Origin of the sequence: Pseudomonas turukhanskensis (assembly GCF_027922365.1) — a bacterium.
GTDB lineage: Bacteria > Pseudomonadota > Gammaproteobacteria > Pseudomonadales > Pseudomonadaceae > Aquipseudomonas > Aquipseudomonas turukhanskensis.
Genome location: NZ_BSFN01000004.1, coordinates 183,715 through 207,428 on the forward strand (window position 1 = coordinate 183,715; position 23,714 = coordinate 207,428).

A 23,714-nucleotide genomic window follows, 5' to 3' on the forward strand; every position below is an offset into this window, starting at 1 on the left:
AAACAAACTCACATTGCTCTGCACCCCTCTCCCACTTGTGGGAGAGGGGCCGGGGGTGAGGGTAGGGCCAAACAAACTCACATTGCTCTGCACCCCTCTCCCGCGTGCGGGAGAGGGGCCGGGGGTGAGGGTTGACGCAAATCCCCCGTCCAGCGCAACACCGCTCCCTCACCCTCACCCTCACCCTAACCCTCTCCCACAAGTGGGAGAGGGGACTAGACCACCTTTAATCGAACACACGAGTACACCCCCAATGAACATCACCCACTTCAAAAACACCCCAACCGCCGTACTCGAAGAGTCCTTCCCGGTAGCCGTGCCCTTGAGCGAAGTCGTAGCGGTGGCCTCGACCACCAGCGTCGAGCGCACCGACGGCGTGGAAACCGGCATCTGGGAGTGCACCCCGGGCGTCTGGCGTCGGCAGATCGTGCAACAAGAGTTCTGCCACATCATTTCCGGCAGCTGCACCTTCACCCCCGAAGGCGGTGAGCCCATGGAAATCAAGGCAGGCGATGCCCTGATGATGCCGGCCAATACCCTGGGCGTCTGGGATATCAAAGAGACCGTGCGCAAAACCTATGTCTTGATCTTCAAGTAATCCAAGCAAGCCCTCGTACCGCTACACGCCAAAAACAAGAGAAAACTTCCATGTTCAAACTTATCGCTCCGCTCATGCTGGTGGCTTCGGTCAGCCAGGCTGCCGATACCGTGAAGGTCTACAACTGGTCCGATTACATCGCGCCGGACACCATGAAGAACTTTCAGGCGGCCACCGGCATTGCGCCGATCTATGACGTCTACGACAGCAACGAAACCCTCGACGGCAAGCTGATGACCGGCAAATCCGGGTACGACGTGGTGTTTCCGTCCAACCACTTCATGGCCCGGCAGATTCAGGGCGGGGCGCTGAAGAAGCTCGACAAGAGCCAGCTGCCGAACTGGAACAATCTCAACCCGGTACTGCTCAAGGCGCTGGAAACCAACGACCCGGGCAACGAGCACGGCTTCCCGTACCTGTGGGGCAGCACTGGCATTGGCTACAACGTGGCCAAGGTAAAAGCGGTACTGGGCGATGTGCCTCTGGATTCCTGGGACCTGATTCTCAAGCCCGAGAACATGAAAAAACTCAGCCAGTGCGGCGTGGCCATTCTCGATAACGGCCCGGAAGTCTTGCCGATCACCCTGCATTACCTGGGCTTGCCGCACCACAGCAAAGACCCGGCCGACTACAAAAAGGCCGAAGCCACGCTGATGCAGATTCGCCCGTATGTACGCTATTTCCATTCCTCCAAGTACGTGAGCGACCTGGCCAATGGCGAGATTTGCGTAGCCGTCGGTTTCTCTGGCGACATCATGCAAGCGGCCAACCGCGCCAAAGAAGCGAACAACGGCGTGGATATCGGTTACGTGATTCCCAAGGAAGGTGCGCCGATGTGGTTCGACATGGTGTCCATGCCGGTCGACGCTCCGGATGAAAAGGCCGCCTACGCCTTTATGAACTACCTGCTCGACCCGAAAGTGATGGCTGGCATCAGCGACTACGTGCGCTACGCCAACGGCAACGAAAAGGCCGATGGCCTGGTGAGCCCTGAGCTCAAGGCCGACACCAAGGTGTACCCAAGCGAGGCGACCATGAAAACCCTGTTTGCCCTGGAGGCCATGCCACTGGCTACCGACCGCATCCGTACACGGCTGTGGAACAAGATCAAATCGGGTAACTAAGCTGCCGGTAAAAAAGAAACGGCGCCCCTCGCAAGAGCGGCGCCGTTTTTTTATCCCTCACCAATCTATTACCCTGCGCAACAACGCTAAGGGCAGGAGCCAGGGGCATGGAGCTACGCGGCTCAATCAAGAGTTGGAACGACGACAAGGGTTTTGGCTTTGTCACCCCCGAGGCCGGCGGCCCGGCGGTGTTTGTGCATATCAGCGCCATGCGTGGCGAACGTCGCCCGCAGGCCGGCGATGAGGTGTTCTATATCGCCAGCAACGACGAAAACGGGCGACTGCGTGCCGAACATATGCGCCTCAAAGGCTTGAGCCTGGATGAGCCCTCCATTCGCATCAAGCCCAAACAGCGCGCACCCCGTACGGCAAAACCCCAGAAACCGCCACGTCAGCGGCGCTCACCAACGATGGCTATGCCGCAGCACCTGGGCTTCAAACTGGTGCTGTTTGCGCTGCTGTGTACGACACCGTCGCTGGGCGTGTGGCAGCTATTTGAACAGCACCGATGGCTCTGGGTCTTGGCGCTTTACCCCGCGGCCAGCGTGCTGACGCTGGGGTTCTACGGCTATGACAAACACCGCGCCATTGCCGGGCAGTGGCGCACGCCGGAAAGCAGGTTGCATCTGCTGGAGCTGCTCGGTGGCTGGCCGGGCGCCTTGCTGGCGCAACAGCTGTACCGGCATAAGACGCGCAAACTCGATTTTCAGCTGGTGTTCTGGGGGATTGTGCTAGCCCATCAGGCGCTGTGGCTGGAGTGGCTGGTGTTTGGCGGGGAACATCTGCGGGGGGTGATGCGCTAATCGTATAGGGGCAGGGCAGTCGCAGCTAAAGCTCCTACGGTCATGCGTTGACCGTAGGAGCGGCACGCTGTTGATTAGTGACTCACTTCGATCACCCGACCATTAAGCGGTTGCACGGGACGAGCATTCATCGGGTACAGCGCGCGGAATGCGGCGATCTGCTCCTTGGAAACTTCCACCGGTTGACGCAGTACTTGCCAGCTCACACCGTCGCTGCATGGCGGGGTAGTCAGCGAGCCCATAAAGCGGTAGTACGTGCGGTCGCTCGGCAGCAGCAATGCTGGGTCGAAGGCCTCGATAGCGTGGTTTTTACCGGCGGCGGGCAGCGCGCTTAGAATCGGTTTCAAGGCCTGGTTTTCATTGCCTTCTTCAAACAGCACGGCCACTACAGACAGTTTGCCGTCGGCAGTCTTGTGCACCAGGTGCGCATCCATGGGGTAGGTTTTGCCGTCGAAACGTTCCTCGCTCGGCGCATGGAAATGAAACTGCAGCAGCTCGGCGCTTACATCGCCAACCTTCAGTACGCTGCCAGCCGGCAGGTTGACCTGCACGGTATGGCCGTTGTTCACCACATCGGCACTGCTGCTTTTGTAGTCGAAGTCCAGCGTTGGCAGCGCTGCTCGCTGGCTTTCTCCTGCCTTGATATCTACGGGGGACTGTTGCTGGCTGGCACGGCAGGCCGCGTTGGCGGGGTCGAGTTCGGCCCAGTGCTCCGGGCCGCCTGCGCCTTCGTAGCCCCAATGAGCATGGTCGTCGGCCTGGGCGTTGCCCAACATTACACAGGTGGCCAACAGCGTGGCGGAGAAGGCAAATACACGTTTCATGAGACGCTCCAAGAGAAATGAAAAAAGCCGGGCAATCATTTCTGTTTGGGCGTCGGAGCTATGTAGGAGGTGAGGTGAGTGTTTGTCGGAAAATACTTACTCTGGAAAGATGTCGGCCCTACCTCTGCTCAGGATCGAGCAGTAATCCTATCTGATGTATTTTCGGCAACTTTCGCACTACTAGCTGATGGGAGCGGGTGAGAAGGTCTTGAAGTTCCGCACTGCTGAGCACCTCGGGCCGATCCAGTCGTATCCACTGGGCACGGGCCAGGTACGGGGCAGGGCGTACGCCCGGACGGTCAACGTAGCCGAGGAACAGGTCTTTATCGACCTTGAACGCCAGGCCCTCGCCCATAAAGTTGAGCACCGCCACCATCTTGTTCTCCTTGATCGAGAACACGCGGTTGTCGCCCCATTTCAGGTCTTCCCGCACACCCGGTAGTTGCAGCAGAAAGGCGGTGACTTGTTCGTTGTTCATGGGCAAATTCCTTGTCGGTTGCCAGGGTTCAGACCGGGTGCGGCCAGTCGCCACGAAAGGCTTCGGTAATGTGATCGATCCAGGCGCGCACGGCCGGCAGCATGCCGCGTCGGTGCGGGTACACGGCCTGCAGGAAGCCGCCGGGCAGGTTCCATTGCGGCAGCAGTTGCACCAGACGGCCGTCGGCCAATTCCTCATGGCAATTCATCAACGGCAGCATGGAAAACCCAAGGCCGGCCAGGGCAGCAGTTTTGCGCACCATAAAGTCTTCGATGGCCAGGCGCGGTTCCAGGGCGATTTCGCGTTTGTTGCCCTGGGTGTCCACCAGGCGGAAATGCACCTTGCGGTCGGTGTCCAGGGCTCCGAGCACCGGCAGCGTGTGCAGGTCTTGCAAATTGGCGATCTGCCGCCCGGCGAGCAGGGTAGGGGCCGCTACCAGCACCGCCGAGGCCGGGCGCAATTTGCGCGCGATCAATGCGGGGTCTTCATCGCCTTCATCACGCACCCGCAGCGCTACATCGATGCCTTCGGCCAGCAAGTCGACGCGACGGTTCAGCAGCACGATCTCCAACTGCACCTGCGGGTAGCTGGCGAGAAAGTCGATGATGATTGGCGACAGGTACGACTCGGCCAGCGCCGTGGGGCATGACACCCGCAACCGCCCGCGCGGCTCGCTGGAGTGCGTGGCTACCGCTTCGTCGGCCATATCGGCGGCCAGAATCATGGTCTGGCAGTGGCGGTAATAGTGCTCACCAATTTCGGTGAGGGCCAGTTTGCGTGTGCTGCGTTGCAGCAAGCGGGCGCCCAGGCGGTCTTCCAGTTCGGCAATACGCCGCGACAGCCGCGACTTGGGCACGCCCAGCACGCGCCCGGCCGCCGCGAAGCCGCCGGCTTCCACCACTTTGGCGAAGTAGAACAGGTCGTTGAGATCTTGCATGGCGTCTCGAATATGTAGGCATTGTCCTATCAGTAGGACGAACTATCACATTTTTGCTGACTACTGGGCTATTGGTTTCATCCGTAGGCTTAGCCCCATCGAACGTAAGCCCCATCGACCTACTTAATGCCCAACGGCCATACCTACTCGGAGAACGTCCCATGAAACTTCTGCATATCGATTCCAGCATCCTTGGCGACAACTCGGCTTCGCGCCAACTGAGCAGCGCCGTCGTTAACGCCTGGAAAGCCAGCGACGCCAGCATTCAAGTGAGCTACCGCGACCTGGCCGACGATGCCTACAGCCACTTTTCCGCTGCCACCCTGGTTGCTGGCGGCACCCCGGCTGAGCTGCGCGACGCCGCGCAAAAGCATGAAGCCGAGCTGGGCGAAGCCACCCTCAACGAATTCCTGGCGGCTGATGCCATCGTGATTGGTGCTCCGATGTACAACTTCACTGTGCCGACCCAGCTCAAAGCCTGGATCGACCGCATCGCCGTTGCTGGCAAAACCTTCACCTACGACGAGAACGGCCCTAAAGGCCTGGCCGGCGGTAAGAAAGTGGTGATCGTTTCCACTGCAGGCGGCATTCACGCAGGTCAAGCGAGCGGCATCGCTCACGAAGACTACCTGCAACTGGTGCTGCGTTTCCTGGGGATCACCGATATCGAAGTGGTTCGCGCCCAGGGCCTGGCCTATGGCGAAGAGCCTCGTGCCCAAGCGCTGGCGGCGGCTAACCAACAGGTTGCCGATCTGTTTGTCGCGGCGTGACACATACCGAATAAAAAATCCCCGCAGAAGCGGGGATTTTTTTTGCTGGCGTAGGGCTTAGAAACTCAAGCTTAGGCCCAGGTTTACACCTTGTTGGCTGAGGTCATCGGTTTTGTGCAGTGAATAGCCGGCCTGCATGGCCAACTGCTCGGTGAGCTGCTGATGAACCCCCAGACTCAGGCGGTTGTGCTGTTTCGCCGGGCGGTAGCCGTCCAGGCGATAAGCAAGGGTTGGCAGGGCGTTCTGGTTCATCGTCACCGTCTGGGTGTCGGTGTTGAACTCATGCTCATGCGCTACTTGCGCCAATAGTCGCGTGCCCGGCAGCGGCTGTAGGCTGCCGCGGATTCCCACCCCCAAGCGTTTGCTGCTGACTTTCTGGCTATCGACTGTCAAGGCTGTCGACCGTTGGCCTTGTTCGCGATAGCCGTCGACCCAGATGCGCGAGTAATCGGCACTCAAAAAAGGCGACAGTTGCCAGACACTCGAGTTGGCTGCCAGGTTGTAGCCCAACTGTGCGCCGGCGCCCCAGGCGGTTCCGCTGGTGTCGCCCTGCTCGGCACGCCGATGGGCGCCCAGAACAATATTGCGTTGCAGGTCACGGTAATCCAGATGGCCGCCGGTCAGCGCTGCATCTGCCCACCACTGTTCATGCTCGAACTGCACAAATGCGCTGGCCAGGTAACTGTCGAGCTTGTAGCGCGAGTCGTTGTCGCCGGCTTTGAGGCTTTGTCGGTAAGCACCGGCCAGTAGGCCCGCGCGCCAGTCTTCACTGAGTCGGTAGCTGCCACCAACCTGCACGTCGGTTTGACGGCCGTCCGCCTCGGCGGCACCGCGCTGCTGCTGGTAGTCCTGGCGCTGGCCGCCTGCATTTGCGATGGCACGCCAGCCGTTTACGGGTTGCCACGCTCCAGCGTCGGCCTGCCACGCCTGACTCAAGGCTGCGTCGTGGGCACTGAGGGCGGCGCTGGCTATTTGCGGCAACAGGCTCAGCTCCGATGGGGCCACCAGTAGCGAGTAAGCGTAGTCGGCGATGATTCGGTGGGCGGCGCTGGTGGGGTGCACGCTGTCGTTGAACAGCAGTTTGTCTGGCGATGGGTTGCTGCCGCCCAGGCCGTAAGTCGGGTTGGCCGTGCAATTGCTGCCGCTAAAACAGGTTGAGAGCAGCGCCGTTGTGCCAAGCATGCCGAAGCTTTCGGCAGAGGCGACGATTTCACTGAACAGCACCGGCACATTGAGCGGGATGACTTGCGCGGGCACCCGTTCCAGGTCACTTACCAATGCCTGATTGAACGCCGCGCTCAGTTGGCTGAGGGGCGTTTGCCCGGGTGTGCCGTAGTTGAGCGGGGTCAGGCCCAGGTCCGGTAGCAGCCACACCATCAGGTAACGGGCGCCGGCCTGCTGCAGGGCATGAGCGCTGTCGGCCAGGCGACCGCCTGCAGCGCCTGCGTCCGTTGGGTTGGTTACCAGCCCCTGGAAGAAGTCGTTGGCACCTCCGTTGAGGTAGTACAACGCATTGGGGTCGGCGGCAAATGCGTTCGACGCCAGGTAGCCAGGCCGCTCGCGAATCACCACACCGCCCGCACCGCTAACTGACGAGACGCCTGTGATTGAGGCAAGGATCTGCTGCGTGGTATAGCCGCCTGTGGCCCAGTTGTTTCCGTCGGGCACGCCCTGTTGCGGGCCGAGCACGGAGGTGGATGCACCGAGTTGGCCGGCGTTGATGCCCATTTTTCCGCCCAGCAGCGTCGCGTTCACCGGCGCATAGGGTTCGTTATTGTTGTTTGCGTAGTCGGGGCCGGTGCGATTGGTAAAGCGCAGCGAGCTGCCGGGTGGGCCGCCGGCATCGGGAAACTGGCCAGCGTCGTTAAGGCTGTCGCCAAACACGATCAGGTTGGAGTAGGGCAGGCGCGCCGCTTGGGCATTGGCGCACGCCAGTGTCAGCAAACAAACCGCCAGGGGTCGAAAAGCCTTCGTCATGTCTTCAGTCCTCAAATCCAGTGCTAGGCACTGTCGTCAGGGGCACTCAAGCAGGCGGGTGCAATGGCGACAGCGAGGACCTTGATGATTGGGCTGGGCGAATCGGTAGCACTATCGGAGCAAGCGCTTTCTCTGCGTGGAAAGCGCTTGCTCCTTTGCAGCCTTACGCCGATGGCGCGCAGGCGCGACTGCGTATTGGCACAAGTCATGCTTTTGTAATCAGCATGTGTTTGCACAGCAGTGACTTCGAGCTCAGGCTTGGCACTCGTGGGCAGGCGTTTACCGTATTTGGTTGCAAAAGTGGAGGTGAGGGTGAGCACCTTTTTCGCCCGTGCAGTGGTGCTGTTGCTCGGTTTGGTGGCCGCCACGACGGTTGCCGAAGCGGCGACGGTTAGCGGGCGTATGACGGTGGGGTTCCACCAGATGACCCTGCGTGACCCGCTCGATCAGCAACCCATGCAGGCCGTGGCCTTTTACCCAGCCTTCGCCCGTGCCACGGTTAGTAACATTGGCCCCTACCATATTGCTGCCGGCCAGGACGCGCCTGTAGCGCCCGGTCACTATCCGTTGCTGGTGCTGTCCCATGGCAACAGTGGCAGCCCGCTGGCCCAGCATGACCTGGCTACCTACCTGGCCAAGCATGGCTTTGTGGTGCTGGCGGTGGTGCACCCCGGCGATAACTACGCCGACCAGAGCCGGCTGGGCACCGTCAGCAACCTCTACGGCCGCCCTATGCAAATTTCCCAGGCCATTTCCGACGCTTTGCAGGACCCCTGGCTGGCGCCGTTTCTCGATGAGCAACGCATTGGAATGATCGGCTATTCGGCCGGCGGCGAAACCGCGCTCATCGTGGGTGGCGCGCAGCCGCAAATGCAGCGGTTGCGTGATTACTGCCAAGCCCACCCCGGCGATCAAGACGCCTGTCGCACCCAGGGCGAACTGCTGGTGGACCGTGACGACCTGGTGGCCGAAAGCGACCCCCGGGTAAAAGCCCTGATGCTGCTGGCGCCGCTTGGCCTGATGTTCGGCAAGGAAGAACTGCAGGATGTGCAAATGCCGGTGCTCATGTACGCCGGCGACAACGACCAGTTGCTGGCCATTGAAACCAACGCCCTGGCCCTTAGCCGCAGCCTACCGCAGCCACCGAACTACCGGCTGCTCGATGGCGCCGGGCATTTTATTTTCATGTCGCCGTGCTCGGCCGAGCAGGAGCAGATGATGCCGATGCTCTGCAAAGACGACGACGGCGTAGACCGGCAAAAAATCCACCGGCGCATGAATGCCGAGGCGGTGGAGTTTTTCAGTACGGTGCTGGGGCCGGATCTCACCGATCATCAAGCGTCGTTGCATTGATTGGCCTGGGCGCACGGGCGTCCTTTTCCTGCACCGAGAATCGGCGGATAACCGCCCTACGACCTTGCTCGTGCCGCGAGCCATAGGCTCAGGGCAAGGCCAGCAACCGAGAGCAGGGCGGCAGCGAGAAAAATCCCGTTGTAGCCAAAGCCATAGGCCACTGCACCCATCAGCGGCCCGGCAATCGCCAGCGCCAAATCGAAGAACACCGCGTACGCGCTGAAACCGGCACTGCGGCTGCTGTCGGGAATCTGCTTGATCGCTTCTACACCCAGCGCCGGGTACACAAGCGACAGCCCGCAGCCGGTCAGAGCCGCCCCCGCCATTGCCCACAGTGGCGTCGGGGCGAACCACAACAACAGTAAGCCCAGGGTTTCGATGCCCATGCAGCAGATGGCCACGGTGTAGCCGCCGTAATGCTTGATGGCATCGATGAGCAACACCCGCGCGCCAATAAACGCCACGCCAAAGGCCGACAGGCTATAGGCCGCGCCGCTCCACCCCTTGCTGGCGAAATACAGCGCGACAAAGGTGGTTAACGTGCCATAGCCAATCGAGCCCAATGCCAGGCCCAGACCATAAGGAGCAATACGCCCCAGCACCGTGCTGAACGGCAAACGCTCACCTTTTAGCACCGGCGCCGAAGCCCGTTTGCGAATCAGTAGCAAGCCCAGCAATGCCAGGGTGGTGAGCGCGCAACCCATGGTCCAGTAACCCCAGGCATCCACCATCAACACGCCTACCGGAGCGCCGATGGCGATAGCGCCATAGGCGGCAATACCGTTCCAGGAAATAACCCGTGCGGTGTGCTCGACACCTACCTGATTAATGCCCCAGCTGATGGTGCTGACGCCTAGCAAACCTTGTGTCACGCCAAGCAACAGGCGAGCGGCCAGCATGATCAACAAGCTAAGCAGCGGCAAGTGGCTTACTTCGGTAGAAAGCCAGGTTAGAAAGCCACTAATGGCGATGCCGGTGAGGCCGTATACCAGCGCCGGCTTGGTGCCCAGGTTATCGGCAAGGCGTCCGGCCAGCGGGCGAGTGAGCAGGGTAGCCAGGTATTGGGACGCGATCGTCAAGCCGGCAATCACCGAGCCATAGCCCAGCACGTTGTGCACAAAGCCCGGAACTACCGCAATGGGAATACCGATGCAGAGAAAACCGAGAAAGGTATAGAACACGATGGCCAGAATCTGGCCCGTTACCGCCAGGGAGCCGGGGACTTGGGTTTGCATGTGTACGCTTCACCGAAAAACCTGCGGCCATGATGGCGCCAGTCAGGTGAGAAAGAAAGGCAGCTAACGATTGCATAAGGGCCGCGAATAAGCGCAATTGCGGTCTGATCAGGCACTACGGCTTCAGTCTGATTGTTCTGCGCCAAACAAAACGCCCCGCAAAAGCGGGGCGTTTGGTACAGCGCGAAGCGGGGTTTAAATCACCACACCCTGGCTACGCAGGTAGTCGTCATAGGTGCCGCTGAAGTCCACTACACCACTGGCCGACAACTCGATGATGCGAGTGGCCAGCGACGATACGAATTCACGGTCGTGGCTGACGAAAATCAGCGTGCCCGGGTAGTTTTCCAATGCCAGGTTAAGCGCCTCGATGGACTCCATGTCCAAGTGGTTGGTCGGTTCGTCCATTATCAACACGTTCGGCTTTTGCAAAATCAGCTTGCCGAACAGCATGCGGCCTTGTTCACCACCGGAAATCACTTTGACCGACTTCAAAATCTCGTCGTTGGAAAACAACATGCGGCCCAGGGTGCCACGAATCATCTGCTCGCCTTGGGTCCACTGGCCCATCCAGTCGAACAGGCTCACGTCATCTTCGAAATCATGGGCGTGGTCCTGGGCGTAGTAGCCCAGCTCTGCGCTGTCGGTCCATTTCACATGGCCGGCATCGGGAGTCAGCTCACCGACCAAGGTGCGCAGCAAGGTAGTTTTGCCAATACCGTTCGGGCCAATGATGGCCACGCGCTCGCCAGCTTCGACCTGGAAGCTGAAGCCCTTGAACAGGGTTTTGCCGTCAAACCCCTTGGCCATGTTTTCCACCATCACAGCCTGGCGGTGCAGCTTTTTGGTCTGTTCGAAACGAATGAACGGGCTGACGCGGCTGGACGGTTTGACCTCGGCCAGCTGGATCTTGTCGATCTGCTTGGCGCGCGAGGTAGCCTGCTTGGCTTTCGAGGCGTTGGCCGAGAAGCGGCTGACGAAGCTTTGCAGCTCGTTGATCTGCGCCTTCTTCTTGGCGTTGTCGGCCAGCAGTTGCTCACGCGACTGGGTGGCAGCAGTCATGTACTCGTCGTAGTTGCCGGGGAACAGACGCAGCTCGCCGTAATCCAGGTCAGCCATGTGGGTGCACACGCTGTTGAGGAAGTGACGGTCGTGGGAAATGATGATCATGGTGCTGTTACGCGCCGTGAGGATGTTTTCCAGCCAGCGGATGGTGTTGATATCCAGGTGGTTGGTCGGCTCATCGAGCAGCAACACTTCAGGGTCCGAGAACAGCGCCTGGGCGAGCAATACACGCAGTTTCCAGCCCGGCGCCACTTCGGTCATCGGGCCAAAGTGCTGCTCCAACGGAATACCCAGGCCCAGCAACAGCTCGCCGGCGCGCGACTCGGCGGTGTAGCCGTCCATTTCGGCGAACTCGGTTTCCAGCTCGGCCACTGCCATGCCGTCTTCTTCACTCATTTCCGGCAGCGAGTAGATACGGTCGCGCTCGGCTTTAACCTTCCACAGCTCCTCGTGGCCCATGATCACGGTATCGATGACGGTGAACTGCTCATACGCAAACTGATCCTGACGCAGCTTACCCAGGCGCACGTTTGGCTCGAGCATCACCTGGCCGCCAGACGGATCGAGATCGCCACCCAGAATCTTCATGAAGGTCGACTTGCCGCAGCCGTTTGCGCCAATCAGGCCGTAACGGTTGCCGTTGCCGAACTTGACGGAAACGTTTTCGAACAGCGGCTTGGCGCCGAACTGCATGGTGATGTTAGCGGTGGAGATCAAAGGGCTTACCTATCAATAACTTAGAGGTGTCAGGATTTGCCTGATACCGATTACATACCGATATTAAGCTTTTCCAGTTCGCTCAAATGGGAGCGGTTGTCGGGGCAGCGGGCATAGGTCGATGCAGCCTCTGCGCGTGTTGGGCGCGGCTGCACGGCTATTTAATGCGGAGTTCGTGCCAAACAGGGCGCGCATTGTCGCATAGGTGTGACGACAGTTGTACGGCGGCCGATAACCGTTGCGCAGCGGATTACTTAGCTACGGCACGCATCAACCCACTGCGCGTTGACCAACCCGGCCAAGCGCTCGGGAGTCAGGCAAACAGCGCTGTTGGACGAACCTGCCGCCGGGTAGACCTCGGCGTACTGCTGCAACGACACATCGCAGAAGACAGGAAGCTCGGTCAGCAGCCCGAACGGGCACACACCACCCACGCGATGGCCTGTCAGCGCAAAGGTCTCATCGGGGCTTAGCATTTTTGACTTTGCCCCGAACGCGGCTTTGGCTTTCTGGTTGTCCAGCCGCGCATGGCCAGCGGTAACCAGCAGCGCGTAGGTATCGCCGAAACGCAGGGCCAAGGTTTTTGCGATCTGACCTTCTTCAACGTTCAACGCAGCGGCCGCCAGGGCAACGGTTGCCGTGCTCACCTCGTATTCGAGCACGATAACGTCGGGTGCATGTGCAGCGAAAAATGCCTTCACGGATTCGATCGACATGGTCTCTCCTGGGAGGTGCTCACACCACCGGATAAAAACTGCCCGGGTTGAGGTGAAAGCGTTGCGCCAGCGCCTGAATGTCAGAGCTGCTCAATGTGCGCTTGCCGTTGAGGGTGCGCGATACCACCGTTTTATCGCCGATTTCCGGCAAGTCAGAGCCTGTCAGGCGGTTTTGCTCCATCAGAAAGCGCAGCAGCTGTATGCCACTGGTGGCTGCCACGCCGGCATTGAAGTCAGCGAACTGCGGTGCACGTTCTTCGTAGCGTTTGATTGAGGCGCAGAGCTGGTCGATAAGGGGCTCGGTGAGCTGGCTTGGGCGGTCGGATTCGGTCAATTCGTCAAGCAGGGCCAGGGCGCGCTCGTAATCCGCTTCGCTGGTGATTTCTTGAATGAACGTGCCGCGCAGGTGTTCCAGCGTTTGCTGGATTTCGATAAGGCGCTGGGCCAGTTCGACGATGGCGCTGGGCTCAGTGCGCCGGGCGTTGGCTGCACTCATGGCATGACTCCTTGGTTTTGCGGGTTGCGATACCACCGGTTGGCCTTGTCATAGTCGGCATGGTTGAACAGGTGTTTGACGTAAACCCGCTGTTTGGCAAAGTCGATAGCGGCGATCAGGCGTAATTCATTTCCACCGATATCGACGACCCACCAGCCGCTGCGTGGGGTGAAATTATCCAGTGTCGATAGTGCCTGTCTCAATTCCAGTGGGGTGGTGGCCACTGACATATCCAGCAGTTTGTACAACGCCATGATGCTGGCCGCCTTCACCGGGTACTGAAGACAGGCTTCGCTAAAGGTTTTCTTCTTGAAAACGTGCATACACGTCCTTGTTGAAGTTTTAGCAACTTTAAGAGGTGGTTGCTAAATTGTCAACTTATGGGGAGGGGAAAAGGGTGAGTGAAAAGGCTGTACCTGTATGGGCGCGAGCGCCATCCCCTGCCTTCTCCTCATGCGATGTGTGTTTTCACCAACGCCTTAAAGGCGTTTCCACATTTTGACGCGCTATAGGAGCACTCGCTCCAATCGTTCATCCCATCTCAATCTAGATGCCTTGCTTGCGCTAGCTTTGAGCAACAGCGCGCCCGGGACTCCGTTTCTGCAAGCGTCGCCTGTCTTCCGATTGGGCGTTGACGCTACGCATCGGCCAAACCTACTGCGCGTATTCAGCCGTAACCCGCTCCAACATCCGCGCGTTCTCTTCAAGCCCACGACGGGTATCCGAGTCAAGTGAGTCCAAGGTTTCTGGCTCCGCCCACTTGGTTGGATGCTCTTTTCTATACGTAGCAGCGCGGGCGAGGCCGCGTTGTCCTATCGCTTTGTATTCCCCGGCGACCATCTCGGGCCACAGGTAAATCGAAAGCCCGTTCTCGCCTTCTCCATGCCGGATAAGCGCCAGGTCCCGGTCGAACTCCAGTGCCTCGCGCAGCCGTTCGAGGTTGCCGCTTTCGAGGTCTTTGAGCTTTGTCGTGGTTAGCGAGGCGATAAACTTGGCGTCGGCTTGAACGTGCCCCGTCGCCCCCATGCGGGTACCCAGCACAAAGGCGCCGATGGCAGTAAACAGCACAAGTGCGACTACGGCCCTGATCTTCATTTATTCACCTTAACCGCCAACAGCGCGCGCTCTTCGGTGAGCGGTTGGATTACGCCCGGCGACCCTGGTGTGTAGAGGTAGAGGAAATACTGGCCGCTGTGGGTACGGAGGATTCGGTACACCCCGCACTGCTGATTTCCGTTCGGCAGCTTTATTTTTTCCAGCAGGATTTCGTGGCTGTCGATGCGCAGGCGTTTCAGGGCCGCCTCAAAGTCGGCGCTCACTGTGCGCTTCCAATTGCGCTGATAGTGGTGCGCTAGAAACAGGGCCAGGATAAAGGCAAGCAGCATAAACCCGACTGTGAAAGCGGGCTCGTTCGGCGACGGCATAGGGACCTCCATGTCAGGTAATTGCGCGCCAGGCAGGCACGTATTCTGAACAAAAGGCTCGGCATATGCCCGAGTCTTTTTCGGGCGGTAAAACGAAAGAAGGGGACTCAAGTCCCCTTCGTTGCACGCTGGCGAATTACCTCAAGGCGCGGCGTTGGCGGCCTGTTTTTTGCTGGCGTTGAGCAGTGCCTTGGCCATTTCACTCAGGGTTTGAATGATGGCTGCCTCAAGGCTTTTATTGATAAACGCATCGGCCGCGGCCAGCGATTCGACATACAGCATCAAGTCGGCTGCGCGTTCCAGTGCTTCGTCGATGGGCACGCCGGGGTTCACGGAGAAGAGCGGGGCGCTTTCCAGGTTGTCGAAGTGTTGGCGGGTGGTTACAGCAATTTTGTCGCTCATAGATGAAGCTCCTATACGGTTGAGTTACCACCCCCTTCTGCGGCCAAGCAAAAGGGTGGCAGCTGCACGCAGGTTGGCCGACCGGGTATAGGAACCGGCACACCCGAAGGTGTCCCGCGTACAGCTGCCATAAAGCAGGTGAAAACCTAGCTCTTATAGCAGACGCATGTACCCCTATAACATCCCGGCGACCAAACCGGTGTCGCTGAACATTCAGCGAGCGGCAACTCTAGTCCTCAGCCCGGCGCAAATCTGTCGGCTGTGGCGGGCAGACGCGAAGGACGCTTGCCGCGAAAAGAGCGTTAACCGCAACGCGCCGTCACCCAACTGCAACAAAGCCTTAATGTCTCTTTGACATCATGCCGTCTCCTCGTTTTCGCGATGGCTCCAGCATGCTCACTGAAACCCAGCAATTTATGCGTCCGCGGTTGCCGAAAGATCATCGCTGTGCCGGTGATTTATGCGTGGAAGCGCCCGCTATCAGTGCCGACACCACCAACTCGCTGGTGATGGAAATCTTCGCGGCGCAAAAAGAAGAGTTGGTGTGCCTGGCGGTGGTGGAAAACGGCCGGCCGATTGGGCTTATCAACCGCAATATTTTCCTGTCGCAGATGAGTAAGCCCTTTCACCGGGAAATCTACGACAAGAAAAGCTGCATCGCGTTTATGGATAAAGAACCGCTGGTGGTCGATGCCGACATGAGTATCGAAGACCTGTCGTTCAAAACCGTGGAGTACGGCGAAAAGGCGCTGGCCGACGGTTTTATCGTTACGCGCGACGGTGCGTTTATGGGCCTTGGCAACGGCCTGCGCCTGATGGGCGTGGTGGCGGCCATTCAGGCCGAACGCAATCGCCAGATGATGCAGAGCATTGAGTACGCCAGCGTAATTCAGCGCGCCATGCTGCGGGCGTCGCGCGATGCCTTGGCCTCGACGCTCAATGATGCTGCCCTGGTGTGGGAGCCACGGGATGTGGTCGGCGGCGATTTCTATCATTTCACGGCGTACCACGATGGCTGGTTTGGCGCGATTGCCGACTGCACGGGGCACGGCGTGCCGGGTGCGTTTATGACCATGATCGCCTCGTCGTCGCTCACCCAGGCCTTGGCTCAGCACGGCCCGCGCGACCCGGCGCAGTTGCTGTCGGCGGTAAACAGAAGCGTGAAAGGGTTGCTGGGGCAGGTGAACGGAGTGGACGACACACCGGAGTCGGATGACGGGCTGGATGCGGCCTTTATCTGGTTTGACAGCGCCGCCTGCACCTTGAGTTTTGCCGGCGCCAACCTGGGCTTGCACATTCTCGCGCCGGGCGCCGAGCAGTTCGAAAGCCACGCTGGCCAGCGCATGGGCGTGGGCTATGTAAACAGCGACCTTGATTACCAATGGCCCATCAGCCGCATCGCCGTGGCGCCCGACAGCCTGGTGTTTATCACCACCGACGGGCTGATTGATCAGGTGGGCGGGCCGAAAAGAATTTCCCTCGGCAAACGCAATGTGTTCAAGGCGATTGTCGAGCACCGGGAACAACCCACTGCCGAGATTTGCAGTGCCTTGCAGCGAACGCTGGCAGGTTGGCAGCAAGGCCAGACTCGCCGCGATGACGTGACTCTTTTCTGTGCCCGGCTTTTAGTTACCAGCAGGAACAACGATGAATAACCCGTACACACACTCAGCAACCCAGGACTGCACGTTCTTCGAACTGGCCAAACAGCGCGATGTGATTTTTTATCACATGGGCTATTTCTCGCAGAACATCATTGCCGCCATGGCGGAGGTGGTGAAGCTGCAGTTGGAGATATCCGGGGTCAACGGCCCCACGCGGCGCAAGCTGTTTTCTTCGTTTATCGAGCTGTCGCAAAACATCATTCATTACTCGTCCGATTCGCTGAACGAGCAGGTGTCCAACGCTTCCTTGTTGCGCCAGGGGGCGGTGTGCATCAGTGCCGAAGGCGACCACCACCTGATGCTGTGCGCCAACCCCATTGCCAGCAAAGACGTGGAGCGCCTGCGCGAAAAACTCGAGCCGCTGCGCACCATGTCCGAGGAAGAAATAAAGCAGGCCTACAAGCTCACGTTGCGCGCTGAAACGCCCGAGGGCAGCAAGGGGGCGGGGCTGGGTTTTCTGACCATGGCCCGCGATGCGTGCTCGCCGTTGGAGTTCAGTTTCCAGACGCTGTCGGACGACCCCGACACCACGCTGTTCTGCCTTAAATCCGTAATATGAAATGAGCGACACTAAAGCCATGGAAAATTTTTACATCGAAGCAACCGCTACCTCGCCCGAAGTCGATTTCAAATTCGACAGCCATCAGCTGACGCTACGTGGCGAGTCTTACCCGGAGAATGCGGCGGCCTTCTATGCCCCCATCACCCAGCAGTTGCGCGCCTACCTGGCCAGCCTGCAGAGCACGAGGGTGACCGTTGACATCGCCCTGGCCTATTTCAATAGCTCGAGCACCAAGATGCTGTTCAGCATTTTTGATGCGTTGGATGAGTCGGCGAAGAAGGGCAATGCGATTCGCGTGAACTGGTATTTCGATGAAGAAGACGAAACCATTTTCGAGTTTGGTGAAGAGTTGAAGGCGGATTTCGAAGCCATTGAATTCAACGACTGCCCCATCGCCGTCTGATTAAGGGGTTATGGCTATGCCTGCGTCCGTTACTCCCGTCGCCCCAGGTGATAAAACCGCGCATGCGGTTGATCTGTTCAGCAGTGAAGCCGAGGCGCTTGAGCGCGTGCGTTCGGTGTTGGCACTCTCGGAAGTGGGGCCGGAGCTCTACAAGAAAACCCTGGCAGAGCTTTTGGTGCATTTCGAGCGGCTGATGCGTGAAACCAGGCGCCTGATCGGGCGCAGCGACCGCGCCGAGCGGGAGATGAATACGCTCAACGTGCAGTTGCAAACCCTCGCTCATCAACTGGAATACCGCGCCACGCATGACGCGCTGACCGGCGTGTTGAACCGCGGCGCGGTGATCGAGCACACCATTGTGGCCCTGCAACAGTCCGGGGCGGTGATGGTGGTGCTGGACATCGATTACTTCAAACAGGTGAACGATGACTTCGGGCATCCGGCGGGCGATGCGGTTATTCAAGGCATTGTCGGCTGCCTGCGGCGCATTGTTGGTGAGCGGGGAGTGGTCGGCCGGGTAGGGGGCGAGGAGTTTACGGTGCTGCTTCCCGCCGGCGATTTGCAGCAGGGCGTGGCGCTGGCAGAAGCCATGCGCCAGGCGATTGCCGAGCATGTGTTCGACGCGCCGGTGAATCGGCGTATTACGGCGAGCTTTGGGGTGAGTGCCAGCGCTGTTGGCACCAGCTTCGAGACCGCCTATGGCCTGGCCGATAGTGCGCTGTACCGGGCGAAGAAGGGCGGGCGCAATTGTGTTGAGGCGGCTGACGCCTGACACCTGCGATTGCAGGAATAGAGGCTTTAGCCTTGATGCTTTTGCCGTTCTAAATCGCTCTGCCCCCACATTTGACACGCCACGTTCATAAAACCTTAACAGCCTTACGGCACGCTTGCGGGACCCTTTGTATGGAGCTCCGCTGATGAAAGGTTTGATGAAGACTGCTGTGCTAGCCGTTGCGGTATCCCTTGGTGCAACGTCTGTGTCGTTCGCTGAGGAAAACGTCCGCCTGACCGGCTCCGGCGCCAGCTTCCCGGCACCGATCTACCTCACCTGGTTCAAAGACTTCAGCAAAAAATCGGCTGGCGTCACCGTTGACTACCAGTCCAAGGGCAGCGGTGCAGGTGTGCAGGATTTTCTGAACAAGACCGTTGATTTCGCCGCCAGCGACTCGGCGATGAAAGAAGAAGACATGGCCAAGGTGGCCGAAGGCGTACAACTGCTGCCGATGACCGCCGGCGAAATCGTTCTGGCCTACAACCTGCCAGGCAGCCCGAAAGGCCTGAAGCTGCCGCGCGATGTGTACTCCAATATCTTTCTGGGCAAGATCACCAAGTGGAACGACCCGCAGATCGCCGCTGCCAACACTGAGCTGAAGCTGCCTGATCTGCCCATCACCGTTGTTGTGCGCGCTGACTCCAGCGGCACCACCGCCGTGTTCACCAAGCACCTGGCCGCCATCAACGAGGCCTTCAACAAGGAGCTGGGCGAGGGCAACACCGTTAACTGGCCAGCCAGCGACAAGTTCATCAAGTCGCCGAAAAACGATGGCGTGACCGCCACCGTACGCCAGACCCCCGGCGCCATCGGCTACATCGAATACGGCTTTGCCAAACTGGCCAAGGTCGACTTCGCCGAGCTGCAGAACAAGGCCGGCAAATACGTTGTGCCGAACGCCGAGAGCGGTGCTGAAGCCCTGGCGGCAGTGAAGATGCCGGAAAGCCTGGTGGCCTGGCTGCCGGACCCGGACGGTGCCAAGTCGTACCCGATCACCTCGTACACCTGGATGATCTTCCGCAAGCACAACGACAACCCAGCCAAGGCCAAGGCCATGCGTGAAATGGTTGAGTACGGCCTCACCGAAGGCCAGAAAATTGCCGATTCGATGGGCTACATCCCATTGCCGAAATCGGTCGTTGATCAGGTTCGTGCCGCTTCTGCCAACATCCAGTAACGCTCGCCCAGCCTCTGCCCGGCGTGCGCGCCGGGCGGGGTTACCCCTTACGGGGGCCAGCCTCCACGTTCCGGAATGAGCCAATGAACAAACCTTTTGCAGTCCCGGTGAATCCGGGCTCGGCGTGCAAACCACCTTCCACGAAGGATTTTCTGGTTGACCGCACCTTCCGTGCGCTCGCACGTGTGGGCGTCGTGTTGATTCTTGCGCTGGTATTTGCCCTGGTATTCGAGGTGGGTCGCAAGGCTGTTCCAGGCATGGAGAAGCACGGCCTGGACGTCATTTTCGGCAGTGTGTGGGACGTTAACCAGAACAAATACGGCATTCTGCCGGCCATTTGGGGCACGCTCTACAGTGCCCTTATCGCGTTGCTGATTGCCGGCGTGTTCGGTGTGAGCATGGCGATTTTCCTCACTCAAGATTTTCTGCCGCCCAAGCTCGCGGCCATTTTTCGCACCATTGTGGAATTGCTCGCAGCCATCCCCAGCGTCGTGTACGGCCTGTGGGGCATCTACGTGGTAATTCCAGCCATTCGCCCGCTGGCCGGTTGGCTGAACAGCGAACTGGGCTGGATACCGTTTTTCAGCACCAGCCTGAGCGGCCCCGGTTTGCTGCCCGCGGCCCTGGTGCTGGCCATCATGATTCTGCCGACGATTGCCGCGGTGTCGCAGGACGCCCTTACGGCCGTACCGATGAAAACCAAGCAGGCGGCCTACGGCATGGGCACCACCCACTGGGAGGCGATCCTGAAGGTGATGGTGCCTTCAGCCGCCACCGGCATTTTCGGCTCGCTGGTATTGGGCCTGGGCCGGGCGCTAGGGGAAACCATGGCGCTGGCCATGCTGGTCGGTAACTCGAACCAGATTGCCCTTTCGCTATTCGCACCGGCCAACACCCTGGCCGCCTTGTTGGCACTGAACTTCCCCGAAGCCGGGCCGAACGAGGTGGAGGTGCTGATGTACGCCGCCCTGATCCTGATGCTGATCACGCTGATTGTGAACGTCATCGGCTCCATGATCATGGTCTACGCCCAGCGGGGAACCAAGTGATGACTGACCTCACAGCTGCCAAAGTCGCGTTGCCCAGCCTGCAACGCACATTTGAAGGCCGCGCTCTGCGTAGCCTGGTACTCACCACGCTGGTCTGGCTGTTTGCCGTCCTGGCCAGCGTGCCGCTGTTTTCGGTGCTGTACATGCTGATCACCCGCGGTGGTGCACGCCTGAACCTGGAAGTGTTCACCGAGCTGCCACCCACCGGGTTCGAAACCGGCGGCGGTTTCGGTAACGCGCTGGCCGGTACCTTTGTGATGGTGGGTATAGCGGCCGCCATTGCGGTGCCGGTCGGCATCATGGCGGCCATCTTCCTGGCTGAACTGGGGCCCACCAGCAAGCTGGCCAACGCCGCGCGCTTCGCGGCCAAGATGCTCACCGGGTTGCCTTCGATTCTGGCTGGTGTGTTTGCCTATGCCCTGGTGGTGGTTACCACCGGCACCTACTCGGCCCCGGCCGGGGGTGTGGCATTGGCGGTGCTGATGCTGCCGATCGTGGTGCTGACGGCTGAAGAGTCGATGCGCATGGTGCCCAAAATCATGAAAGACGCCGCGTACGGAATGGGCTGCACGCGCTCGCAAGTGATCTGGAAAATCATCCTGCCCACCGGCATGCCGGCGATTCTCACCGGTGTGATGCTGGCCGTGGCCCGTGCAGCCGGTGAAACCGCGCCGCTGCTGTTTACCGCGCTGTTCAGTAACTACTGGATCTACCACCAAGGCGAACTGGCGGCCATGAACCCGACGGCTTCCCTGGCCGTACTGATTTACAACTTCTCCGGCATGCCGTTTGACAACCAACTCGAACTCGCCTGGGCGGCCTCACTGGTACTGGTGATGATCGTTCTGGTCGTAAACGTCGTCAGCCGTATTTTCGGCAAACCCAAGTTTTGAGAGCGGGAGCATCTGAATCGTGAACGCACTATCTGCGCAACAACCTGCCTCGGTTGATACCCAAACGCCCGTGGTCATGGACTGCAAGCTGGACAAGATTTTCTACGGCAACTTCATGGCGGTGCGTGACAGCCATGTGCCGATTGAAAAAAACAAGATCACCGGTTTTATCGGGCCCTCTGGCTGCGGCAAAAGTACGGTGCTGCGCAGCCTTAACCGGATGAACGATCTGGTGCCGGGCTTCCGCTTTGAAGGCCACGTTCACTTCCTCGGCCAGGACGTGTACGGCAAGGGCGTAGACCCGGTGGTGGTGCGCCGTTACATCGGCATGGTGTTCCAGCAGCCGAACCCGTTCTCGATGAGCATCTACGACAACGTGGCGTTCGGCCTGCGTCTGAACCGCTACAAGGGCGATATCGGCGACCGCGTAAAGCACGCGTTGCAAGGCGCCGCGTTGTGGGACGAGGTCAAAGACAAACTGAAGGTCAGCGGCCTGTCACTGTCCGGCGGCCAGCAGCAACGGTTGTGCATCGCTCGCGCCATCGCCACCGAGCCGGAAGTGCTGTTGTTGGATGAACCGTGCTCGGCCCTCGACCCCATTGCGACTCGCCGCGTGGAGGAGCTGATGGTGGAGTTGAAGAAGGACTACACCATCGCGCTGGTGACCCACAACATGCAGCAGGCCATTCGTGTGGCGGACAACACGGCGTTCTTCTCCGTGGATATCTCGCAGGGCACGCGCACCGGCTACCTGGTGGAAATGGGCCCGACGGCGCAGATCTTCGACAACCCGCGTGAACAAATGACCAGCGACTACATCAGCGGCAAATTCAGCTGATCCATCGCGCGTTCCAGGCCGTATGCAGCCTGGCGTTGCATGCGGTTTTTTCCGTTTAAAACCGCTTTTTTCAGGAATACCAATGCCAGCGAAGCGTCGCCTTGATTTGCCTGCGATTGAAGACGCGCTGCGTAATGTGCAGCAGCGCTTCACTGAACTGAGCAGGTACTTTACCGAGCCGCGTGACCCGTTCACCGACGAAGTGTTGCAGAACGTCCTCGCTGGCTATGCGTTGATTGACGAATACGTGGCCCGTGACGTCGACCTGTTCGATCTGCAGCAGATAAACCTGATGCTGGAAATCAACGCCACCGTGCTCTGTGGCAGCGACCCGGCCGCCCGGGTGGAGTTTGCCGAACACCTGGCCGCCACCGAGAAGCACTTTTTCAATAACACCGAAGGTGGCATCAAAGACCTGTATCACTGGTACAGTGCGCACCACGGCGAATCGGTGTGGAAGCGTGCAGCGGGCTGTTATGTGCGCATTCTCAGCCGGCCGCAGCTGTTTCTCGAAGGCAACAACCGCACCGGCTCGCTGATTGTCAGCTACCTGCTGATGCGCGCTGGCAAGCCGCCGTTTGTACTGTCGCTGGCCAACGCCGAGGGTTACTTCAACCCGTCGTCGGTTATCCGTAATTCGGCCAAGCATGGTGTAAAGGCGCTTTACGAGTTACCCAAAATCAAGAAAAAATACGCCGCCTTTCTGGAAGAGCAGTCTCCGAATCCAACGGAGTTTTTTCTAAGGGACAAACACTCGCCTCTTTTTCAGGGAAGTATCAAATGAGCGCCCATCCAACGCTCACGCCATTGCAGCGCTTGACCCGCCAGCTCTCCAGAGGCGCGCGGCGCCTGCTGCCAGCTCCGGTGTTTAGCCATCCGCCTATCCGCATTTCGTTCGATGTGGATGACACCCTGGCCTGCCAACCCCATCACTCCGCCGCTGAACACAGCCGGTTACCGGCCGTGGTGCACCGCTGGCTGGGCGAGCCGCTGCGCACCGGCACCCGCCGGCTGACGCGCGAGTTGCGCAAGCAAGGGTGCAGCATCTGGGTGTACACCTCGTCCGGTCGCACCCCGTCGTACATCCGCCGCTGGCTCTTGCTGTACGGCGTGCATGTAGACGGCATCGTCAACAGCGTTCGCCATAGCGAAGCGCTGACCGTGCACGGCTTTGCCAACTCGCCCTCGAAGTTTCCGCCGGCGTTCGGTATCGACCTGCACGTGGACGATTCCGAAGGCGTGAAGCTTGAAGGCCATGAACACGGTTTTCGCGTGGTGGTGGTTCGCCCCGATGACGAGCACTGGGTGCAGCGCGTTATCGAGGCGGTGGCGCAGGTAAGGGCAGGGTACGCACGCGGTGCCAGAAGCGGATGCTGATGATCCGAACGCGAGTTGCCTTTGGTAGGGTGTGCTCCGCGCACCAAGCGATAGCCCGGC

The 23,714-nt window shown here is 59.6% G+C and carries 27 protein-coding genes; 15 read left to right on the forward strand and 12 right to left on the reverse strand.

Annotated features, from left to right (window positions below; all coding sequences use genetic code 11):
• Positions 1 to 253 precede the first annotated feature (253 nt).
• The 3 genes from PKE98_RS09470 to PKE98_RS09480 all read left to right on the forward strand — a co-directional run bounded on the left by PKE98_RS09470 (position 254) and on the right by PKE98_RS09480 (position 2,525).
• A complete protein-coding gene (locus PKE98_RS09470; protein WP_271195034.1) occupies positions 254 to 598 on the forward strand; it encodes a cupin domain-containing protein in 345 nt (114 codons plus the stop codon).
• Positions 599 to 648: 50 nt separating this feature from the next.
• Positions 649 to 1,722: a polyamine ABC transporter substrate-binding protein gene (locus PKE98_RS09475; RefSeq protein ID WP_271195035.1), complete on the forward strand. Its 1,074-nt coding sequence runs from the start codon at positions 649 to 651 to the stop codon at positions 1,720 to 1,722.
• A gap of 107 nt (positions 1,723 to 1,829) precedes the next feature.
• Complete coding sequence (locus PKE98_RS09480; protein ID WP_271195036.1) at positions 1,830 to 2,525, forward strand: DUF1294 domain-containing protein; 696 nt, start codon at positions 1,830 to 1,832, stop codon at positions 2,523 to 2,525.
• A 74-nt stretch (positions 2,526 to 2,599) separates the two neighbouring features.
• Here PKE98_RS09480 and PKE98_RS09485 read toward each other — a convergent pair whose 3' ends face one another.
• The 3 genes from PKE98_RS09485 to PKE98_RS09495 form a co-directional block, all read right to left on the reverse strand.
• Complete coding sequence (locus tag PKE98_RS09485) at positions 2,600 to 3,349, reverse strand: carbonic anhydrase (protein WP_271195037.1); 750 nt, start codon at positions 3,347 to 3,349, stop codon at positions 2,600 to 2,602.
• 118 nt (positions 3,350 to 3,467) lie between these two features.
• Positions 3,468 to 3,827, reverse strand: coding sequence for an MmcQ/YjbR family DNA-binding protein (locus PKE98_RS09490; protein ID WP_271195038.1), 360 nt, complete (start codon positions 3,825 to 3,827; stop codon positions 3,468 to 3,470).
• A 28-nt stretch (positions 3,828 to 3,855) separates the two neighbouring features.
• Positions 3,856 to 4,764 (reverse strand): LysR substrate-binding domain-containing protein, encoded by a 909-nt coding sequence (locus tag PKE98_RS09495; protein WP_271195039.1) that lies wholly within the window; start codon positions 4,762 to 4,764, stop codon positions 3,856 to 3,858.
• Positions 4,765 to 4,925: 161 nt separating this feature from the next.
• On the opposite strand from PKE98_RS09495, the gene PKE98_RS09500 reads away from it, so the two are divergent.
• Entirely contained in the window at positions 4,926 to 5,534 is a 609-nt protein-coding gene (locus PKE98_RS09500; protein WP_271195040.1) for an FMN-dependent NADH-azoreductase, read from the forward strand.
• A gap of 57 nt (positions 5,535 to 5,591) precedes the next feature.
• Here PKE98_RS09500 and PKE98_RS09505 read toward each other — a convergent pair whose 3' ends face one another.
• Complete coding sequence (locus PKE98_RS09505) at positions 5,592 to 7,511, reverse strand: autotransporter domain-containing SGNH/GDSL hydrolase family protein (RefSeq protein ID WP_271195041.1); 1,920 nt, start codon at positions 7,509 to 7,511, stop codon at positions 5,592 to 5,594.
• Positions 7,512 to 7,913: 402 nt separating this feature from the next.
• Between PKE98_RS09505 and PKE98_RS09510 the strand changes: the two genes are divergently transcribed.
• Positions 7,914 to 8,864, forward strand: coding sequence for an alpha/beta hydrolase family protein (locus PKE98_RS09510; protein WP_271195211.1), 951 nt, complete (start codon positions 7,914 to 7,916; stop codon positions 8,862 to 8,864).
• Between the two features lie 56 nt (positions 8,865 to 8,920).
• Here PKE98_RS09510 and PKE98_RS09515 read toward each other — a convergent pair whose 3' ends face one another.
• From PKE98_RS09515 to PKE98_RS09550, 8 genes are all read right to left on the reverse strand, one after another.
• Complete coding sequence (locus PKE98_RS09515; RefSeq protein ID WP_271195042.1) at positions 8,921 to 10,099, reverse strand: MFS transporter; 1,179 nt, start codon at positions 10,097 to 10,099, stop codon at positions 8,921 to 8,923.
• Between the two features lie 195 nt (positions 10,100 to 10,294).
• On the reverse strand, positions 10,295 to 11,881 hold the full coding sequence (locus PKE98_RS09520) for an ABC-F family ATPase (protein WP_271195043.1): 1,587 nt from the start codon (positions 11,879 to 11,881) through the stop codon (positions 10,295 to 10,297).
• Positions 11,882 to 12,135: 254 nt separating this feature from the next.
• Positions 12,136 to 12,597 (reverse strand): YbaK/EbsC family protein, encoded by a 462-nt coding sequence (locus PKE98_RS09525; RefSeq protein ID WP_271195044.1) that lies wholly within the window; start codon positions 12,595 to 12,597, stop codon positions 12,136 to 12,138.
• 19 nt (positions 12,598 to 12,616) lie between these two features.
• Positions 12,617 to 13,093 carry a helix-turn-helix domain-containing protein gene (locus PKE98_RS09530; RefSeq protein WP_271195045.1) on the reverse strand — a complete coding sequence of 159 codons (477 nt, stop codon included), beginning with the start codon at positions 13,091 to 13,093 and terminating at the stop codon, positions 12,617 to 12,619.
• The gene (locus PKE98_RS09535; protein WP_271195046.1) at positions 13,090 to 13,416 is read right to left on the reverse strand and encodes a type II toxin-antitoxin system HigB family toxin; all 327 of its coding nucleotides are present in this window, start codon (positions 13,414 to 13,416) and stop codon (positions 13,090 to 13,092) included. The genes PKE98_RS09530 and PKE98_RS09535 overlap by 4 nt, the downstream gene beginning before the upstream one ends.
• A 331-nt stretch (positions 13,417 to 13,747) precedes the next feature.
• Positions 13,748 to 14,188 carry a hypothetical protein gene (locus tag PKE98_RS09540; RefSeq protein WP_271195047.1) on the reverse strand — a complete coding sequence of 147 codons (441 nt, stop codon included), beginning with the start codon at positions 14,186 to 14,188 and terminating at the stop codon, positions 13,748 to 13,750.
• The gene (locus PKE98_RS09545) at positions 14,185 to 14,517 is read right to left on the reverse strand and encodes a hypothetical protein (RefSeq protein ID WP_271195048.1); all 333 of its coding nucleotides are present in this window, start codon (positions 14,515 to 14,517) and stop codon (positions 14,185 to 14,187) included. Before PKE98_RS09545 ends, PKE98_RS09540 begins: the two co-directional genes overlap by 4 nt.
• Before the next feature lie 141 nt (positions 14,518 to 14,658).
• Entirely contained in the window at positions 14,659 to 14,919 is a 261-nt protein-coding gene (locus tag PKE98_RS09550) for a DUF3077 domain-containing protein (RefSeq protein ID WP_271195049.1), read from the reverse strand.
• 416 nt (positions 14,920 to 15,335) lie between these two features.
• Between PKE98_RS09550 and PKE98_RS09555 the strand changes: the two genes are divergently transcribed.
• The 10 genes from PKE98_RS09555 to PKE98_RS09600 all read left to right on the forward strand — a co-directional run bounded on the left by PKE98_RS09555 (position 15,336) and on the right by PKE98_RS09600 (position 23,654).
• Positions 15,336 to 16,574 carry a SpoIIE family protein phosphatase gene (locus tag PKE98_RS09555; protein ID WP_271195212.1) on the forward strand — a complete coding sequence of 413 codons (1,239 nt, stop codon included), beginning with the start codon at positions 15,336 to 15,338 and terminating at the stop codon, positions 16,572 to 16,574.
• A complete protein-coding gene (locus PKE98_RS09560) occupies positions 16,567 to 17,142 on the forward strand; it encodes a SiaB family protein kinase (protein WP_271195050.1) in 576 nt (191 codons plus the stop codon). Before PKE98_RS09555 ends, PKE98_RS09560 begins: the two co-directional genes overlap by 8 nt.
• A 19-nt stretch (positions 17,143 to 17,161) precedes the next feature.
• On the forward strand, positions 17,162 to 17,548 hold the full coding sequence (locus tag PKE98_RS09565; protein ID WP_309298748.1) for a DUF1987 domain-containing protein: 387 nt from the start codon (positions 17,162 to 17,164) through the stop codon (positions 17,546 to 17,548).
• A 16-nt stretch (positions 17,549 to 17,564) separates the two neighbouring features.
• Positions 17,565 to 18,320 carry a GGDEF domain-containing protein gene (locus PKE98_RS09570; RefSeq protein WP_271195052.1) on the forward strand — a complete coding sequence of 252 codons (756 nt, stop codon included), beginning with the start codon at positions 17,565 to 17,567 and terminating at the stop codon, positions 18,318 to 18,320.
• 145 nt (positions 18,321 to 18,465) lie between these two features.
• Positions 18,466 to 19,497: a phosphate ABC transporter substrate-binding protein PstS gene (gene pstS, locus PKE98_RS09575; RefSeq protein WP_271195053.1), complete on the forward strand. Its 1,032-nt coding sequence runs from the start codon at positions 18,466 to 18,468 to the stop codon at positions 19,495 to 19,497.
• An 83-nt stretch (positions 19,498 to 19,580) separates the two neighbouring features.
• The gene (pstC, locus tag PKE98_RS09580; RefSeq protein ID WP_271195054.1) at positions 19,581 to 20,546 is read left to right on the forward strand and encodes a phosphate ABC transporter permease subunit PstC; all 966 of its coding nucleotides are present in this window, start codon (positions 19,581 to 19,583) and stop codon (positions 20,544 to 20,546) included.
• Entirely contained in the window at positions 20,546 to 21,439 is an 894-nt protein-coding gene (gene pstA / locus PKE98_RS09585) for a phosphate ABC transporter permease PstA (protein WP_271195055.1), read from the forward strand. The genes pstC and pstA overlap by 1 nt, the downstream gene beginning before the upstream one ends.
• A 76-nt stretch (positions 21,440 to 21,515) precedes the next feature.
• Entirely contained in the window at positions 21,516 to 22,277 is a 762-nt protein-coding gene (gene pstB / locus PKE98_RS09590) for a phosphate ABC transporter ATP-binding protein PstB (protein WP_271195213.1), read from the forward strand.
• A gap of 82 nt (positions 22,278 to 22,359) precedes the next feature.
• Entirely contained in the window at positions 22,360 to 23,061 is a 702-nt protein-coding gene (locus PKE98_RS09595) for a hypothetical protein (protein ID WP_271195056.1), read from the forward strand.
• Positions 23,058 to 23,654, forward strand: coding sequence for a hypothetical protein (locus tag PKE98_RS09600; protein ID WP_271195057.1), 597 nt, complete (start codon positions 23,058 to 23,060; stop codon positions 23,652 to 23,654). Before PKE98_RS09595 ends, PKE98_RS09600 begins: the two co-directional genes overlap by 4 nt.
• Positions 23,655 to 23,714: the final 60 nt, after the last annotated feature.

Excerpts from the sequence above, each read along its gene's own strand:
- PKE98_RS09470 (WP_271195034.1), top strand. The coding sequence starts at position 254 with ATGAACATCACCCACTTCAAAAACACCCCAACCGCCGTACTCGAAGAG.
- PKE98_RS09475 (WP_271195035.1), top strand. The coding sequence starts at position 649 with ATGTTCAAACTTATCGCTCCGCTCATGCTGGTGGCTTCGGTCAGCCAG.
- PKE98_RS09480 (WP_271195036.1), top strand. The coding sequence starts at position 1,830 with ATGGAGCTACGCGGCTCAATCAAGAGTTGGAACGACGACAAGGGTTTT.
- PKE98_RS09485 (WP_271195037.1), bottom strand. The coding sequence starts at position 3,349 with ATGAAACGTGTATTTGCCTTCTCCGCCACGCTGTTGGCCACCTGTGTA.
- PKE98_RS09490 (WP_271195038.1), bottom strand. The coding sequence starts at position 3,827 with ATGAACAACGAACAAGTCACCGCCTTTCTGCTGCAACTACCGGGTGTG.
- PKE98_RS09495 (WP_271195039.1), bottom strand. The coding sequence starts at position 4,764 with ATGCAAGATCTCAACGACCTGTTCTACTTCGCCAAAGTGGTGGAAGCC.
- PKE98_RS09500 (WP_271195040.1), top strand. The coding sequence starts at position 4,926 with ATGAAACTTCTGCATATCGATTCCAGCATCCTTGGCGACAACTCGGCT.
- PKE98_RS09505 (WP_271195041.1), bottom strand. The coding sequence starts at position 7,511 with ATGACGAAGGCTTTTCGACCCCTGGCGGTTTGTTTGCTGACACTGGCG.
- PKE98_RS09510 (WP_271195211.1), top strand. The coding sequence starts at position 7,914 with ATGACGGTGGGGTTCCACCAGATGACCCTGCGTGACCCGCTCGATCAG.
- PKE98_RS09515 (WP_271195042.1), bottom strand. The coding sequence starts at position 10,099 with ATGCAAACCCAAGTCCCCGGCTCCCTGGCGGTAACGGGCCAGATTCTG.
- PKE98_RS09525 (WP_271195044.1), bottom strand. The coding sequence starts at position 12,597 with ATGTCGATCGAATCCGTGAAGGCATTTTTCGCTGCACATGCACCCGAC.
- PKE98_RS09530 (WP_271195045.1), bottom strand. The coding sequence starts at position 13,093 with ATGAGTGCAGCCAACGCCCGGCGCACTGAGCCCAGCGCCATCGTCGAA.
- PKE98_RS09535 (WP_271195046.1), bottom strand. The coding sequence starts at position 13,416 with ATGCACGTTTTCAAGAAGAAAACCTTTAGCGAAGCCTGTCTTCAGTAC.
- PKE98_RS09540 (WP_271195047.1), bottom strand. The coding sequence starts at position 14,188 with ATGAAGATCAGGGCCGTAGTCGCACTTGTGCTGTTTACTGCCATCGGC.
- PKE98_RS09545 (WP_271195048.1), bottom strand. The coding sequence starts at position 14,517 with ATGCCGTCGCCGAACGAGCCCGCTTTCACAGTCGGGTTTATGCTGCTT.
- PKE98_RS09550 (WP_271195049.1), bottom strand. The coding sequence starts at position 14,919 with ATGAGCGACAAAATTGCTGTAACCACCCGCCAACACTTCGACAACCTG.
- PKE98_RS09555 (WP_271195212.1), top strand. The coding sequence starts at position 15,336 with ATGCGTCCGCGGTTGCCGAAAGATCATCGCTGTGCCGGTGATTTATGC.
- PKE98_RS09560 (WP_271195050.1), top strand. The coding sequence starts at position 16,567 with ATGAATAACCCGTACACACACTCAGCAACCCAGGACTGCACGTTCTTC.
- PKE98_RS09565 (WP_309298748.1), top strand. The coding sequence starts at position 17,162 with ATGGAAAATTTTTACATCGAAGCAACCGCTACCTCGCCCGAAGTCGAT.
- PKE98_RS09570 (WP_271195052.1), top strand. The coding sequence starts at position 17,565 with ATGCCTGCGTCCGTTACTCCCGTCGCCCCAGGTGATAAAACCGCGCAT.
- pstS (WP_271195053.1), top strand. The coding sequence starts at position 18,466 with ATGAAAGGTTTGATGAAGACTGCTGTGCTAGCCGTTGCGGTATCCCTT.
- pstC (WP_271195054.1), top strand. The coding sequence starts at position 19,581 with ATGAACAAACCTTTTGCAGTCCCGGTGAATCCGGGCTCGGCGTGCAAA.
- pstA (WP_271195055.1), top strand. The coding sequence starts at position 20,546 with ATGACTGACCTCACAGCTGCCAAAGTCGCGTTGCCCAGCCTGCAACGC.
- pstB (WP_271195213.1), top strand. The coding sequence starts at position 21,516 with ATGGACTGCAAGCTGGACAAGATTTTCTACGGCAACTTCATGGCGGTG.
- PKE98_RS09595 (WP_271195056.1), top strand. The coding sequence starts at position 22,360 with ATGCCAGCGAAGCGTCGCCTTGATTTGCCTGCGATTGAAGACGCGCTG.
- PKE98_RS09600 (WP_271195057.1), top strand. The coding sequence starts at position 23,058 with ATGAGCGCCCATCCAACGCTCACGCCATTGCAGCGCTTGACCCGCCAG.